11 protein-coding genes are annotated in these 15393 nt (G+C 46.2%); 4 read left to right on the top strand and 7 right to left on the bottom strand.

The features are described from left to right. Positions 1-2: 2 nt before the first annotated feature. The 3 genes from purQ to MD536_RS14140 all read left to right on the top strand — a co-directional run bounded on the left by purQ (position 3) and on the right by MD536_RS14140 (position 3163). Positions 3-668 (top strand): phosphoribosylformylglycinamidine synthase subunit PurQ, encoded by a 666-nt coding sequence (gene purQ, locus MD536_RS14150; RefSeq protein ID WP_239601266.1) that lies wholly within the window; start codon positions 3-5, stop codon positions 666-668. Positions 669-736: 68 nt separating this feature from the next. Further along, the gene (locus MD536_RS14145; RefSeq protein WP_239601264.1) at positions 737-1189 is read left to right on the top strand and encodes a protein-disulfide reductase DsbD domain-containing protein; all 453 of its coding nucleotides are present in this window, start codon (positions 737-739) and stop codon (positions 1187-1189) included. Positions 1190-1204: 15 nt separating this feature from the next. Further along, positions 1205-3163: a protein-disulfide reductase DsbD family protein gene (locus tag MD536_RS14140; RefSeq protein WP_239601263.1), complete on the top strand. Its 1959-nt coding sequence runs from the start codon at positions 1205-1207 to the stop codon at positions 3161-3163. 79 nt (positions 3164-3242) lie between these two features. Here the strand turns inward: MD536_RS14140 and MD536_RS14135 are convergent, their stop codons facing one another. The 3 genes from MD536_RS14135 to MD536_RS14125 all read right to left on the bottom strand — a co-directional run bounded on the left by MD536_RS14135 (position 3243) and on the right by MD536_RS14125 (position 8797). Then, on the bottom strand, positions 3243-4550 hold the full coding sequence (locus MD536_RS14135; protein ID WP_239601261.1) for a RagB/SusD family nutrient uptake outer membrane protein: 1308 nt from the start codon (positions 4548-4550) through the stop codon (positions 3243-3245). 23 nt (positions 4551-4573) lie between these two features. Further along, positions 4574-7687 (bottom strand): SusC/RagA family TonB-linked outer membrane protein, encoded by a 3114-nt coding sequence (locus tag MD536_RS14130; protein WP_239601260.1) that lies wholly within the window; start codon positions 7685-7687, stop codon positions 4574-4576. Positions 7688-8215: 528 nt separating this feature from the next. Beyond that, a complete protein-coding gene (locus tag MD536_RS14125) occupies positions 8216-8797 on the bottom strand; it encodes an RNA polymerase sigma factor (RefSeq protein ID WP_239601258.1) in 582 nt (193 codons plus the stop codon). 303 nt (positions 8798-9100) lie between these two features. Here MD536_RS14125 and uvrA point away from each other — a divergent pair, with 303 nt between their 5' ends. Continuing rightward, on the top strand, positions 9101-11905 hold the full coding sequence (uvrA, locus tag MD536_RS14120) for an excinuclease ABC subunit UvrA (protein ID WP_239601256.1): 2805 nt from the start codon (positions 9101-9103) through the stop codon (positions 11903-11905). On the opposite strand, the gene MD536_RS14115 is transcribed toward uvrA, so the two are convergent. The 4 genes from MD536_RS14115 to glyA form a co-directional block, all read right to left on the bottom strand. Continuing rightward, positions 11898-12323 carry a DUF4293 domain-containing protein gene (locus MD536_RS14115; RefSeq protein WP_234866951.1) on the bottom strand — a complete coding sequence of 142 codons (426 nt, stop codon included), beginning with the start codon at positions 12321-12323 and terminating at the stop codon, positions 11898-11900. The two genes, uvrA and MD536_RS14115, sit on opposite strands and share 8 nt — an antisense overlap. Before the next feature lie 39 nt (positions 12324-12362). After that, positions 12363-13004 carry a hypothetical protein gene (locus tag MD536_RS14110; protein WP_239601255.1) on the bottom strand — a complete coding sequence of 214 codons (642 nt, stop codon included), beginning with the start codon at positions 13002-13004 and terminating at the stop codon, positions 12363-12365. Further along, positions 12998-13942 carry a hypothetical protein gene (locus MD536_RS14105; RefSeq protein WP_239601253.1) on the bottom strand — a complete coding sequence of 315 codons (945 nt, stop codon included), beginning with the start codon at positions 13940-13942 and terminating at the stop codon, positions 12998-13000. Before MD536_RS14105 ends, MD536_RS14110 begins: the two co-directional genes overlap by 7 nt. Positions 13943-14034: 92 nt before the next feature. Then, the gene (gene glyA, locus MD536_RS14100; RefSeq protein WP_239601252.1) at positions 14035-15315 is read right to left on the bottom strand and encodes a serine hydroxymethyltransferase; all 1281 of its coding nucleotides are present in this window, start codon (positions 15313-15315) and stop codon (positions 14035-14037) included. Positions 15316-15393 lie beyond the last annotated feature (78 nt).

Below are 15393 nucleotides of genomic sequence, written 5' to 3'. Positions count from 1 at the left end.
ACATGAAGTTTGGTGTAGTCGTTTTCCCCGGATCCAACTGTGACCGCGATATGCAGGAAGCCCTGCAAAATGACCTGGGGCAGGAAGTCATCATGCTCTGGCATAAAGACAAGGACCTGTCAGCCTTCAACACCAACGACTGCATTGTTTTACCCGGAGGATTTTCTTATGGCGATTACCTGCGCTGTGGTGCAGTAGCCCGCTTTAGCCCGATGATGCAAAGCGTGATTGAATTTGCCAATAAAGGAGGAAAAGTGCTGGGCGTTTGTAACGGTTTCCAGATTTTATGTGAAGCTCACCTGCTTCCCGGTGTATTATTAAGAAATGCCAATCAGCAGTTTATCTGCAAAAATGTGTACCTGAAAGGAGAGGATTCCAGCCAGGCCCTGAAAATTCCTATCGCCCATGGGGAAGGACGTTTTTTCGCAGATGAAGCTACCCTGGATCAACTGGAAGCCAATAACCAGGTGATCTATCGCTACTGTGATGCCGGTGGTTCCATTGACACCAAAGCCAACCCCAATGGAGCACTCAGAAATATTGCCGGTATCCGGAATGCCGCAGGAAATGTATTCGGCATGATGCCCCACCCCGAAAGAGCTACTTCAGAAGCCCTCGGTAACCTGGATGGCCGTACTGTTTTTGCTTCCCTTTTAGGTGTCAGATAACTGTTAATCTAAGATCTTGTGTGACTTGGTTAACATAACATTTGATTTTTTTCGCTGAATTTTGAGCCATGAAAAAAATGTTACTCTCTTTTCTGGTACTGGTACTTGCAACAGGTGCTTTTGCCCAAAGCGAAAAACAGGTTCGCTGGACCTTTCAATCTAAAAAAATTGCAGAAAACACCTATGAGGTCCGCATGACCGCAGATATCGGTGGCAATTTTCATATGTATGCCCAAAATGGCGGGGATGGTCCCGTTTCAACCACCTTTGATTTTACCAAAAATCCCCTGATCAGCTTCGACGGGCAGGTAAAAGAGCAGGGGAAACTCAAAAAAGTATACGAAGAGGCATTCAGCTCCGAAGTTCGTTACTACGAGAAAAAAGTAGATTTTATACAGGTTGTCAAAGTGAAAGGCAAGGCTAAACCTACCCTCGCAGGCAAAGTTGAATTCATGGTCTGCAATGATAAAGAATGCCTTCCCCCCTCCACCGTCAATTTCAAAGTAGCGCTCGGTGGTTAATAAACCCTGATTGGTATGCTCAATCGAATTTTACTACCCCTAATTTTACTGGTACTCCAGTTGCCCCTGCATGCGCAGGAAAGTCCCAAACCTGTTGAATGGACCTTTACCGGTTCCAACAGTTCCGGGACTCCTGAAATTATACTTAAAGCAAAAATTGCTCCCGGTTGGAAATTGTATTCCATCACCGCCACCGATGAGCAACCCAATACCCGGATTGTTGCGGACTCCTCCTGGGCTGCCCAAATGGGAACCCCAGTGGAAACAGGAAAGCTGGAAAATCAGCCCGAACCCCTGTTTGAAAACGACCGGATTCCCTATTTCCAAAATGAACTGGAAATTCGTATCCCGCTTCAGAACCTGAGTGGCCAGCAACTGCTCAAGGGCAGTATCAATTACATGGCCCTGAAAGGGGAGGAGATCATCGGACCGGAAGAAGTTCCTTTCCGCTTTGAACTGGAAGCCGATGGATCGCTTGCTGTTGCTACGCTGAAAACAGTAGATGGCACCCAGGGTATCATTAAAAGAGCTGCCATTCAATTGGATCAGCCTGCCGCCGATTGCGGAGGAACCGGACTGGTGAAAGAAGGTGAAGGCGGACTCTTAAATATTTTCGTGCTCGGTTTCCTGGGTGGGTTGATTGCCCTTTTCACTCCCTGTGTATTCCCTATGATTCCCCTGACCGTTTCCTTTTTCACCAAAAAATCACAGGATCGCAAAAAGGGAATCGGCAACGCGATGTTGTATGGGTTTTTCATTTTCCTGATTTATCTGCTCTTGTCGGCGCCCTTCCATTTCCTGGATACACTCAACCCGGAAATACTGAATAATATCTCCACCAATGTTTGGCTGAATATCCTCTTCTTTGTGATTTTCGTGGTATTCGCCCTTTCGTTTTTCGGCTTGTTTGAAATTACATTACCCAGTAGCATTTCCAACTCGGTGGATTCCAAAACCGGTGTAGGTGGCAGCGTGGGTATTTTCTTCATGGCCCTGACCCTGGCCCTGGTATCGTTTTCCTGTACAGGTCCCATCCTGGGTTCCCTGCTGGCAGGATCTCTTTCCTCCAATGGTGGAGCCATGCAACTTACTGCCGGTATGGGCGGATTTGGTCTCGCTCTTGCATTGCCCTTTGCCTTGTTTGCCCTCTTCCCTAACTGGCTGAATGCCATCCCGAAATCAGGAGGATGGCTTACCACCGTTAAAGTGGTGCTCGGATTTGTAGAACTGGCATTGGCGATTAAATTCCTGAGCAATGCAGATCTCGTAATGCACTGGGGTATTCTTAAAAGAGAAGTATTCTTCGGTATCTGGATTGTAATCGGGCTTGTTACCAGTCTCTACTTATTTGGCCTGATCCGCTTCCCGCATGAAGGTCCGGCTAAAAAGCTGGGCACTACCCGCAAAGTCTTTGGAACCCTGTTTGCCTTGTTCACCTTGTACCTGATTCCCGGCTTAACCAATACGCCGTACGCCAATCTGAAATTGCTGAGTGGATTTCCTCCACCGCTAACCTATAGTGTGTATCATCATGAAGAAACCATTATTGTAAATGATTACGAAAAGGCACTGAAACTTTCCAAAGAGTTGAATAAGCCATTACTGATCGACTTTACGGGCTGGGCCTGTGTGAACTGTCGCAGAATGGAAGAGAATGTTTGGCCGGATGCCAATGTCAAAGCCCTAATGGAAAAATTTATCCTGGTTTCGCTCTATGTGGATGATCGAAAACTGCTGCCGGATGCAGAGCAGTTTATCTACACCAATGAAAAAGGAGTGCAAAAAGAAATTAAAACCATCGGTGATAAATTCGTCACCTTCCAGACCGAGAATTTTAAAAATGCTTCTCAGCCCTGGTATGTGATTCTTTCACCGGAAGAAAAACTGATGAATAACCCTGTGGGGTATACGCCGGACAAGCAAGCCTATGCCGACTGGCTACAATGCGGATTAAATGCATTTGAAAAGAAATAAAAGAAGAGGCTGTCGATTTCGACAGCCTCTTTGCTTACTGCTAACAGCCTAACCTTTATAATTAAAACCAAACTAACTGCTAGAAGGAGGGATCCGTTGGCGTGTTCGGGTTGTTATCCCGCTCACGGAAAGGATAGGGGAAGAAGTTTCTTTTCTTCTCCACATTCGGATCATTAGAGCGATTGAATCTTCTCATGTCTTCCATCTTGAAGCCCTGCATGTATAATTCAATACAACGCTGACGATAAATCTCTGTCAGCACTGCTTCCTGTGTAACCGCACCACCATAAACCGGTTGATTGGCACCAATTCCAAAGGGATCTGCTGCGCTGGTTTTGGTCAGGATCTTATTGAGTTCTGTAACTGCATCATTCAGGGAAGCACCACCTGCTCTTGCAAGGGCTTCCGCTTTGATGAGGGTCATCTCACCCGGAACATAAATAGCCCAGGGAGTTGCCAGCTCTGCACCAAAACCTTTTATGCGCCAGCGGGGAGCTATGGTCGTATTAAGGCTCATGTAAAATCCAATCCGGCCATCTGACATGTCAGGTCTAAATGCTTCCGGTAATCCAAAAGTGGAATCAATTACCTGGAACACGTTATTGGTAGCAGTAGACACATTGAAAATGGGATTGGGTGATACCGCATCAAAATTCATGGTGCTTTTCTTGGTCAGATCAACCGCATTAGCAGCAGCCAGTGCGCCAGCATAATTGCCACTGAAAAGGGAATACCTGGCCTTCAAAGCCTGCAGCGTATTCGGGATTTCGATTCCAGCCGGCAGGTTGGTCAGAAACTGCGCACTGATCGGGTCGGCGGCGATGGCAGCCAAAGCTGCATCCAAAGTTGCAATCGCTTCGGCAAATCCTTCCGCGCGACTCTTAAAACTTACATTGGTTCCAATGGATGCAGGGATCTGTTCCCAATACATCGATAAGTTACCAAGCGCCATGGCCTTGAAGATGGACGCATAACCAATCAGTCCGGCTGCATAACCCTTGTCACCCAGGTTGGCTGCATTGTTGATCACATTGTTGGCATCAAAAATCACTTTCAAACTGCTGGTCCACAGGTTGCCCAGGATATTGTTGTTACCATCCACATTGATACCACCACGCCATAAGTTAAATTCATCCACGTTTCCTTCATTTCTCAAGCTCAGTTCAAAGCTGGAGAAACCATTGGCAGTTACCAGGTTGTATAAAGCCGACTGACGGCCTACACTGTATTGTTTTTGTACTCCTACAGCCACACCGGTAAGTCCGGTTGAACTGGAGAGTGCATCTTCTACCGGAGTAGCACCCGGATTATCGAAATTCTTGCTGCAGGCTACCAGGCTAAAGGCCAGGGAGGTGAGCAGGAATCCTTTATAAATAATTCTTTTCATACTGTTTAATTGAAGGTTAGGTACTAGAATCTTGCACTGATGTTGAAAGCAAATGTTCTTGGAATCGGCACATTCCCAAAATCGATACCACGGGCAATATTGCTTCCACCACCGGCATTGGTTTCCGGATCAAATCCTTTGTAATTATCCCAGCTGATCAGGTTTCTACCGGAAAGGCCTATTCGCAGATCGCTGATGGCTTTACCAACTTTACCCAATCCATAGCTCAGTGAAACTTCCCGCAGTTTTACAAAACTTCCATCATCAATTCTCCACTCTTCAATGGCATAGATGCCACTGATATAACCTCTTGGCAATTCACCACGGTGTTCTTTTTCTGCAAATTCAGCCCCGTTTCCTACGCCCTGGCGGGTACGGAAATCAGCATTGAATACATCCACACCCTGTACTGCATCCAGTTGTACACGCAATGACAGATTCTTGTATTCAAAAGTGTTTACGAGGGTTCCTGTCCAGTCGGGGTTCGGATCACCAACAATCTTACGCAATGGTGTTCCTGTTGGCAGTCCGTCTGCTCCTCTTTGAGGCGTATAGGAAAGCGGACTGTTCTGCGTTCCTCTTTCCTGCACCGGAATACCGTTGGCATTTTTGATTTCTCCACCATTTTCGTCCCTAGCAAAGAAGAATCCATAGAACACACCAATGGGTGCACCACGCAGCAGCGATACAGATCCTGCAGGCAGGTTAAACTGGATCAATCCCTGAGGGATTTCTTCCACCACGTTTCTGTTGCGGTTGAAGATCACATCCACATCCCAGCGGAAGTTTTTATTGCGGATGGGTGAACCACCAATCATCAGTTCAATACCCTTGTTACGAACCACCCCTACGTTATCCAGGAGGCTGCTGTAACCGGTACTGGGAGCAATAAAGCGGGATATCAACAGGTCGGTTACTTTTTTATTGTACCAGTTGAAGGTTACATTCAGCCGGCTGTTGAAGAAGGCCATATCGGTTCCAATCTCTATCTCTTTCTGTACTTCCGGACGCATATTGGTATTGGCCAACTGTCCGGGTGACAACAATGCTGTTCTTCCCACCAATGGAGAAGCATTGTAGATATTAAAGCGATCATAAGCTCCAATACCAGTCAGGTTACCACTTTCACCATAAGCAGCACGAAGTTTGAAATAGTTCCAGGTTTTCGCCAATCCCAGTTTCTCCCAGAAATTTTCATCACTCATTACATAGGATCCACTGAGTTTCAGGTAGAACTGGTTGCGCTGATCTTCACCAAACACAGAAGAACCATCGATCCTTCCGGCAGCAGTTAAGAAGTAGCGGTTTTTAAACTTGAAGTTCTGCTGCAGATAACCACCTGAGATGGAAATTTCAGAACGGGCATCTGATCCGGGAAGTACGGTACTGGCACCTCCAACTGTTTGTACAAATGGAGCTAACCCACGTCCTTGTGCAACCGAAAAATTAGAACGCTCATACTGAAGGGAATAGCCTACCTGTGTGGTGGAAATAAAATCTTCGGTAATGTTCTTGTTCAAGGTAGCATTGATCTCATGGTTGATCAGGAACTGCTGGTTGTTACCAACGGATGCATATCCATTTTGAGTTGGGTCAAGAGTAGGACCACCACCCCAGAAACCCGGACTCGCATTGTAGGTGTAAGGAGGAATATAAGTGGTACCCACCTGTGAAATATTATCGATACCCATGGTATAATCAATGGTCAGATCCTTCATGGGTTTCAATTTCAAACCAAGCGAACTGATAATGCGGTTGGTCTGGTTGCGCTGTTTGATGTCTTCAATAATGCTAACCGGGTTGATACGTCCGCGTTCACCCACTGCCTGCAGGTTTCCATTGGCATCTCTCTGCCAGATATCATGGAAATTACCAATGATGGTAACACTGTTGATGGGAGAGAAGAAAGAGTTGCCATCGGGCTTCTCATTCGCCAGGCTGTTCACGTAGTTCAGTCCGGCATTCACACTAATCCATTTGGTGATTTCCTGGTCGAGGTTGACCCGGAAACTGAAACGCTGGAAATCAGTATTCTTGATGATACCCTGGTTGTAGAGGTGAGAAGCAGACATGAAATACTTGGTCTTGTCTTTTCCTCCGCGTACAGAGATATTATTGTCAGTACCGATGCCTGTGCGGAAGATATAATCCCAGTAATTGTAACGGGTAACAGGAGTGGTATTGGTTAATCCGGTTAGGAGAATGTCCTGGGTAACTGCACCCGGACCATCAGCCGGTCCGCCGAATTTGGTAGGCGCTTTGTTATACCCCACATCTTTTCTCAGCTGGTTCATGTTAACCGATGTATTGAAACTAACCACAGGAGCGCCGGAACTTCCTCTTTTGGTGAAGATCTGTACTACCCCAGCGTTCGCGCGACTACCATAAATAGCTGCAGCAGCTGCACCATTCAGGATTTCCACGCGCTCAATATCGGCGGGGTTGATATCCACCAGGCGGTTCGGGGCAGGAGAAATCAAGCCATCATAAGCATCCTGTGTATTGGTAACCCGGCGGGCACTGTTGCTTACGATCACACCATCCACAATATAAAGCGGTTCACTGGAACCATTGATGGTGCTGGTACCGCGCAGGCGCACAGAAATACTTCCTCCGGGGTCTCCACTGTTCTGTATGATCTGGGCACCGGGCGTTTTACCCTGCATGGCTGCCAACACGTTACCAGTGGCACCCTTGGTGAGCTCATCGCCTTTTACAGTGGCAACAAAATTACCCAACTGGCGACGCGTAGTACCCAGGGAAGTACCAGTTACAATCACTTCATCCATGCTGGTGGCGTCTGATTTCAGGCTGGCATCCAGGGAATAGGAGCTTACACCTGCTGTAATGGTCAGCGACTGTGTAATGGTTTTAAAAGCAATTCCTGAAAACTCCAGTACATAACGTCCGGGTTTCAGATCGCTGGTGATGGTATAGCTACCGGTTTCATCAGTAGTGGCACCAGCTGTGGTGGTTCTTACCTGTACAGAAATGGAAGGAAGCGGTAGTCCGTTTTCGTCGGTTACTTTTCCGGAAATGCTTACCTGTCCGATTACTGCCAGGGCAAACAACTGAAGCGGCAGGCCCAACAACAGCACCTTCCAACTCCTTCGTTTTGCACTTGTTCTTGAGTTCATAAAAGCAGTGTTTAGTTAAAATGAATGATGATTTCAAAACCTGCTGCATAAAACCGAAATACAGGCATGCACCTTATCGTACCTCAGCGTGGGTAGTCGGATGGAGGAAGGGCAGTTTAGTTCTCTCAATTTTAAGCAGCACCTGAAATTAACTATTATTTCGATACGATTGTTGCAAAAAACGGCAAAAAAATGCAGAAAATCTCAGATAAACTTATCAAATCAGAATAAATATTTCATAATCAGGGTAATAATGAGGAGGATCTGTAGGAAATTGCGGGAATGGAAGGAAGAGGAGACAAAGGAGACAAAGGAGGCATGGAAGAGGGACATAAAAAAAGCCCCCGGGTGGGGGCTTCAGTTAGGCGTCATTCTGTAACAGCCTTCTGGCTGGCAAGCGAACATCGGAAATGTCAGAGGGAGCTACAGAATGACATTATCTTGATTTGCTAATCGTTGTTTTACTATAGCAATATTACAGTGTAAAATTGTTTCAGTTCTTTTTTATTGTTTAAATAATCTTTAAAACTAGAGTGCAATATTTTTCTCTGTCATCATCTTACGCAGGTTGATCAAACCATAACGCATCCGACCCAGCGCAGTATTGATGCTGCAATTGGTAAGCGCTGCGATTTCTTTAAAACTCAACTCAGCATAATGACGCAGAATGATTACTTCGCGCTGATCCTCTGGTAAACGATCCAGCATCTGACGAACGCGGTCATGACTCTGACGCTTCATCATTTTTGCATCCGCACCTTCTTCTGTGAAATTGATCACTTCAAAGATGTCGCGATCATCACTGGTTTTGATTGCAGGAGAACGCTTCACTTTTCTAAAGTGGTCAACACAAAGGTTGTGTGCTATACGCATTGCCCAGGGAAGGAACTTGCCTTCTTCTGTGTAGCGGCCCGCACGCAGCGTGTCAATAATTTTAATGAGTACATCCTGGAAAATATCTTCTGCGAGATACTTGTCTTTCACGAGGAAAAGAATGGATGTGTACAACTTGTCTTTGTGGCGGAGAATAAGAGTTTCAAGGGCTGCCATGTCACCATCCATGAACAAATGGATGAGTTCATTGTCGGTTTTTACGCAAAGTGATTTCATAAACATCTACGGTTTTAGTATTAAATGGGATATTGGTTACTTGGATTTTTGGGAAAATTACGAGTGTATTAGTAATTCTACGATAGGCGAAGTATTTATGGTTTTTGTTTTGGACGTTTGGTTTACTAAAAATAATAATTTATTTGAAAAAACAAGAGGTTGTTAAAATTAATTTCCAGTTATCGAAAAATATCGTTCAATAGTCTAAAGGAATTTACCTAGATACATACGAAAAGACATAAAAAGGAGTTTGTTTTTCCCAACTATTTTTTTGGCAGCACGTTATCGTAGCTTTGCATGTCTATGAAATCAGCTACCAAACCCGCGCCTACCCAGACGCAGGATATCTATATAAAAGGTGCACGTGTCCACAACCTGAAAAATATCGATGTTACCATTCCCCGCAATAAACTGGTGGTGGTAACCGGAGTTTCCGGCTCTGGTAAAAGTTCCCTCACCATCGATACCTTATTTGCAGAAGGGCAGCGTCGCTACGCGGAAAGTTTATCCGCTTATGCCCGCCAGTTCCTGATGCGCATGAACAAACCTGATGTTGATTTTATTAAAGGGCTCTGTCCGGCTATTGCCATCGAACAAAAAGTGATCACCCGCACCCCACGCTCCACAGTAGGCAGTATGACAGAAATCTATGATTACCTGCGACTCCTCTTTGCGCGTGTCGGACATACCATTTCTCCTGTATCCGGTAAACGTGTTCGCAAAGATGATGTGGCCGATGTGGTGGATGCTATTAAAAAGCTGAAAGAAAGTGCCAAAGTGCTGGTACTGGTTCCATTTCACTTACATGCCAATCGCTCGGTTCCGGAAGAACTTAATATATTATTGCAGAAAGGCTTCAGTCGCCTCTACGATGGAGAACTCCTGCGCATTGAAGACCTGCTCGATTCTTTCCAGGAAGGCGGTGGCAAACCCTGGAAACCTTCTCCCAAAAAACCGGTATACTTATTAGTTGACCGGCTCGTGGTAAAAGCATTTGATGAAGATGACTTACATCGCATCGCTGATTCCATCGGCACAGCTTTCTATGAAGGAGAAGGCGCTGTTGAACTCCAGGTAGATGGTAACCAACACCTGCATTTTTCCAATCGCTTTGAACTGGATGGCATCACGTTTGAAGAGCCGGTTCCCAATCTCTTTTCTTTTAATAATCCCTTTGGTGCCTGTCCCACTTGCGAAGGTTTCAGCCAGGTACTCGGCATTGATGAAGACCTGGTGATCCCCGACAAACGGTTAAGTGTATACGAAGGAGCAGTAGCTCCCTGGAAAGGAGAAAAACTCGGCTGGTGGAAAGAGCAGTTTGTAAAAGCTTCCAAAGCTACCGGCTTCCCGATTCATAAACCCATTGTTGACTTAACCAAAGAACAATACCGCCAGCTCTGGAAAGGCATCTCGCCCGCACTCGGCATTGATGATTTCTTCCAGGAAGTAGAAGCCAATTTATACAAGGTACAGTATCGTGTGTTATTATCCCGCTACCGCGGACGTACTACCTGTCCCGATTGTGAAGGTTATCGCCTGCGCAAGGAAGCCCTCTATGTAAAAGTGGGCGATAAACATATTGGTGAACTCTGCGAACTTCCGGTGCGGGATCTGCAGCAATGGTTTGCTGATCTGAAATTATCCGACAATGAACGCCAGATCGCTAAACGGATCCTGATCGAAATTGAAACCCGTATTGGTACCTTAATGGATGTGGGACTAGGTTATCTTACCCTTTCCCGCTTAGCCAACTCCCTCAGTGGTGGTGAAAGTCAGCGTATCCAATTGACCCGAAGTTTAGGCTCCAACCTCACGAACTCTTTATACATCCTGGATGAACCTTCTATTGGATTGCATTCACGCGATACAGAACGTTTAATCGGGGTGCTTAAAAACCTGCGTGATCTTGGCAACACGGTGGTGGTAGTTGAGCACGATGAAATGATGATGCGCGAGGCAGATTATATCATCGATATGGGGCCCCTGGCTTCTCATCTCGGTGGCGAAGTAGTGGCAGCCGGCAATTATGATGAACTGATCGCCAACAAAAAAAGTTTAACCGGAAAATACCTCAGCGGTGCTCTTACGATTGATGCACCCGAGAAACCAAGAAAATGGATTCGTTCCATCACAGTAAAAGGCGCGCGACAGCACAACCTCAAAAATATTGATGTCGAATTTCCACTCGGGGTATTCACCGCCGTTAGTGGCGTGAGTGGTTCCGGTAAAACCACTCTCGTAAAACAGATTCTTTATCCCGCCCTGCAAAAACTGAAAGGAGAATCCTCTCCTAAAGTGGGCATGCACAAATCCATTGAAGGAGATGTGGATTTTATCACGCAGATTGAACTGGTGGATCAGAATCCGATTGGTAAATCCTCGCGTTCGAATCCGGTTACCTATATCAAAGCATACGACGAGATAAGAGATCTCTATGCTTCCCAACCTCTTAGTAAAATGCGCGGTTTCCAGCCCAAACATTTTTCTTTCAACGTGGATGGCGGAAGATGTGATGCCTGTAAAGGAGAAGGCGAACAAATTGTTGAAATGCAATTCCTCGCGGATGTACACCTCACCTGTGATGTCTGCGGCGGTAAACGGTTTAAAGAAGAAGTGCTGGAAGTTACCTACCAGGAAAAAAATATCCACGATGTACTCGAAATGAGTGTAGACCAGGCCATGGAATTTTTTGCCAAAGAAAAAGATGTGGTGAATAAAATCAAGGCACTGAGTGATGTGGGTCTCGGTTATGTGAAACTCGGCCAGTCTTCGGATACTCTTTCCGGCGGAGAAGCACAACGGGTGAAGCTGGCTTCCTTCCTGGGGCGCGGGCGTTCACAGGGACATATCTTCTTCATCTTTGATGAGCCCACTACCGGCCTGCATTTTCACGATATCAAAAAACTGCTGGCTTCTTTTAATGCACTCGTGGAACAGGGACATACCATCCTCGTAATTGAACACAATACCGATGTGATCAAATCCGCCGATTGGGTCATAGACCTCGGACCAGAAGCCGGTGATGAAGGAGGGGAGCTAGTGTATGCCGGACTGCCATCCGGACTTAAAAAGAATAAAAAAAGCTGGACGGCCCGGTTTCTTACCTAAGCCGGTCCAGGCTTTTAATGAGTTTCTCGTCTTTTCGGATACCCCTGGCCGCGAGTATCAGGAAGATCAGCATCGCGATGGGCAGTAGGCCACCCCACTGGTACGTGCCCTGGGTCATATTGGTGGAAGTCTTGAAGCCTTCAACAGAATAGACCTGCAAGCCAATTACCACCGCCGATGCTAATATGCCTAACCAAACCAGTTGCAACTGGGTCTTCCGGTTTTTAAACAGGAAAATGGTAATAGTTGCCAGCGTTGCAATACCAACTGCCAATGCAAAGGAAAGCAGGCTTTCTGTTGCCAGGAAATGCCGAACTGTACCATCTGGCAGGGTTGCTGCAAACAAAGGAACTTTCGCCATCGCAAAGCCACAAATGGCAGCCAGTGCCAGCCAAACCGATTGTATACGTTGAATCATATGCTTGTCTGATTGAGTAGCGTAAAGATATAGAAATTGCTAATTGCCGGCTTGCAACTCCTGCTGGTAAAAAGTCAGCGCCAGCTCAGAATAGGAATAACTGCGCTTGCTCCATTCACTTAATTTGAATCGCTCCCGGCCGGCAAGAATCTTAATATCCTCAGTGCTGCGATGAAAACCCGCATTGTAAGCAGCCGCATAAAAACGGAGTTTATCTGCTGCAGAGGACCATCGCATGTTAACACAGCGTTTGTCCATAACAGATAGAAAACGATGTAGGTATTCAAACTGTCCGGCTGTGCTAGTCAGGGCAGCAATTCTTTTCTCCCGATTCACCGCTGTTTCTTTCAACGCATCCAACCGCGCCACAAAACTGGGTTTCATCTGAAAAGGCCCGATGGAAAAATCCGCATAGGCTGCACCCAACTGGATATACAAAACCTGGAGCGCAATCGTCTCCAACTGATCCCGGAACTGTGAATACCGGAGCAACTCGGGATACACAATCGCTTTTGCAAAAGCTGGATCATGGCCCTGTTTGCGCAAGGCTTCCCATCTGCCAGCTTCCTGCTGCATCCAAAGTTTTGCTTTAACAGCCGCTTCATGCAATTCAGGATCTGCCTTGCTCTGTGCCAGCAGACAGCAAGGTAAAATCATCAGTATAGTAACAAACTTTACCATGGTATACTGCTGAGCACTACTTCTTTTGATGCATTCACTTGCAGATAATGCAGGGTGCTTGAACCGCCCTTGGTTTCCACGGTAGGTACAAAAGCCCGCTCAATCAATTTGCCATCTGACAAATTGATGCCTTTGTAATTGATCTCCGCGTATTTGCTGGCATCCGCATTAAAGATGTAGGAAGCGCTGGAATTGAGGCGTTTCAGTGTATAGAGCGATTTCCCATCACGGTATACTTTCTGGGCATCGGTCTGCTGATCAGGATCCATTATAATTACCGAGCTGCCATTGAGGTCGTATGCCTGGGCATAATTGCCATAGGGACCAACCTTGTTGCCAGCCTCGGTATAATATACCTTTTGCATATTGGCATCCATGGTTTCAAATAGAAAAGTTCCGGTAGCCGGATTAACAAGAATCTTACTCATTATCACACCGGGTAGTTGAATTTTTTTACCACCGGGCAGATGCACGGTGCTATTCATACCACCGGTGTTTTCATCGCTTACCATGGATATGAATGCCAGTCTTTTTTTAACCGGATCTTCTGCCACTGCGGCTGGTATATGACCCGGCTCCAGGGTGCCCACTACTTTGCCACCCAATTTGATTTGCATCTTTCCATCGGAAGTATAACCCATTTCGGGTTGTGTCTTCGTTTCCTGGAATTGTTGCATGGAACTTCCTGTTAACCCCCCTTTAGGCAACAGATACTCCGGCAACTTATCTAACGGACCGGTTCTGCCTTTCTCGGTATTGATGAAAAACTTCCCTTTGATCTTGGTAATGATGCTGTAACCGCCGCCGCCGGCGCCAACCAGCAAACGGGATTCATTGTAAACGATGCTTTCGCCTTCCTGCAGGGTGAATAGCTTTTTTTCTGTCTGGAATTCCGGCATAAACAGAAAACTCCAGATCAATAAGAGGATCGGGTTCATTTGGGTGTAATATTAGGGTGATGAAGTACTATGAATTTACAATAAAAAAAGCGACTCATTGAGCCGCTTTTACACTATTTCGTTGCATCTTCTTATCCTAATTCCGGATACAGGGGGAACTGCGCCATGAATTCATTTACCTGCTTGCGAACCGAATCCAGTTTGGCTTCATCATCCGCATTCATCAACACCGTGTCAATTGCATCCACCACAAATTCCATATCAGTTGCTTTCATTCCCCGGCTGGTAATCGCAGGTACACCCACCCGGATACCCGAAGTAACAAAAGCTGATTTATCATCAAAGGGAACCATATTTTTATTCAGGGTGATATCTGCCTTACCCAATACCTGCTCGGCTTTTTTACCACTGATATTTTTATTGCGAAGATCAATCAGCATCAGGTGGTTGTCGGTTCCATTGCTGATGATCTGGTAACCCCTGCTTACCAGGGCAGCAGACATCGCCTGCGCGTTTTCAATAACCTGTTTTGCATAAACAGTGAACTCATCACTCAGCAATTCACCAAAAGCTACTGCTTTGGCAGCAATTACATGCTCGAGCGGACCACCCTGTGTACCCGGGAATACCGCCATATCCAGCAGGTTGCTCATCATCCGGATATTTCCTTTCGGATCTTTCAAACCGAAGGGATTTTCAAAATCGGTTTTCATCAGGATGATACCACCACGTGGACCGCGTAATGTTTTATGCGTAGTAGAGGTTACAAAATGACAATGTTCAAAAGGAGAGGACAACAATCCTTTGGCAATCAATCCGGCCGGGTGGGCCATATCACACAAAACAAAAGCACCTACTTCATCTGCTACTTTGCGAATGCGGGCATAATCCCAATCGCGGCTATAGGCAGATGCTCCACAGATAATCAGTTTGGGTTTTTCTTCGCGCGCTACTTTTTCCAGCATGGCATAATCCACCAGTCCGGTTTCTTTTTCTACACCATAAAACAATGGCTGATAAATCTTGCCACTGAAGTTCACACTGGAACCATGGGTAAGGTGACCACCCATGCTGAGGTCGAGTCCCAGGATTTTATCTCCCGGTTGCAATATAGCCAGCATAAGTGCCGCATTGGCCTGTGCACCACTGTGCGGTTGCACGTTCGCATACTCACAATTAAAGACCTGTTTGATGCGATCAATCGCCAGTTGTTCTACCTGATCCACAATTTCACAGCCACCATAATACCTGCGACCCGGATAGCCTTCCGCGTATTTGTTGGTTAACACACTTCCCATGGCCTGCATTACCTGCAGGGAGGTGAAGTTTTCAGAAGCGATCAGCTCAATACCATGGCGTTGGCGCTCCAATTCTTTATTGATCAGGTCGAAAACCAGTGAATCATGCATCATGAAATCTAAAATTTGCCGCAAAAATACAGCATCGCTTCCAATTGGCACCTTTATTATCCTTGCGATTGATTTTTCCCT

The sequence above is a fragment of the Flavihumibacter cheonanensis genome (assembly GCF_022352215.1).
Lineage (GTDB): Bacteria > Bacteroidota > Bacteroidia > Chitinophagales > Chitinophagaceae > Flavihumibacter > Flavihumibacter cheonanensis.
Note: the sequence above shows the minus strand (reverse complement) of the source record. Positions and strands in the feature narration are given on the sequence as shown.

Excerpts from the sequence above, each read along its gene's own strand:
- purQ (WP_239601266.1), top strand. The coding sequence starts at position 3 with ATGAAGTTTGGTGTAGTCGTTTTCCCCGGATCCAACTGTGACCGCGAT.
- MD536_RS14145 (WP_239601264.1), top strand. The coding sequence starts at position 737 with ATGAAAAAAATGTTACTCTCTTTTCTGGTACTGGTACTTGCAACAGGT.
- MD536_RS14140 (WP_239601263.1), top strand. The coding sequence starts at position 1,205 with ATGCTCAATCGAATTTTACTACCCCTAATTTTACTGGTACTCCAGTTG.
- MD536_RS14135 (WP_239601261.1), bottom strand. The coding sequence starts at position 4,550 with ATGAAAAGAATTATTTATAAAGGATTCCTGCTCACCTCCCTGGCCTTT.
- MD536_RS14130 (WP_239601260.1), bottom strand. The coding sequence starts at position 7,687 with ATGAACTCAAGAACAAGTGCAAAACGAAGGAGTTGGAAGGTGCTGTTG.
- MD536_RS14125 (WP_239601258.1), bottom strand. The coding sequence starts at position 8,797 with ATGAAATCACTTTGCGTAAAAACCGACAATGAACTCATCCATTTGTTC.
- uvrA (WP_239601256.1), top strand. The coding sequence starts at position 9,101 with ATGAAATCAGCTACCAAACCCGCGCCTACCCAGACGCAGGATATCTAT.
- MD536_RS14115 (WP_234866951.1), bottom strand. The coding sequence starts at position 12,323 with ATGATTCAACGTATACAATCGGTTTGGCTGGCACTGGCTGCCATTTGT.
- MD536_RS14110 (WP_239601255.1), bottom strand. The coding sequence starts at position 13,004 with ATGGTAAAGTTTGTTACTATACTGATGATTTTACCTTGCTGTCTGCTG.
- MD536_RS14105 (WP_239601253.1), bottom strand. The coding sequence starts at position 13,942 with ATGAACCCGATCCTCTTATTGATCTGGAGTTTTCTGTTTATGCCGGAA.
- glyA (WP_239601252.1), bottom strand. The coding sequence starts at position 15,315 with ATGATGCATGATTCACTGGTTTTCGACCTGATCAATAAAGAATTGGAG.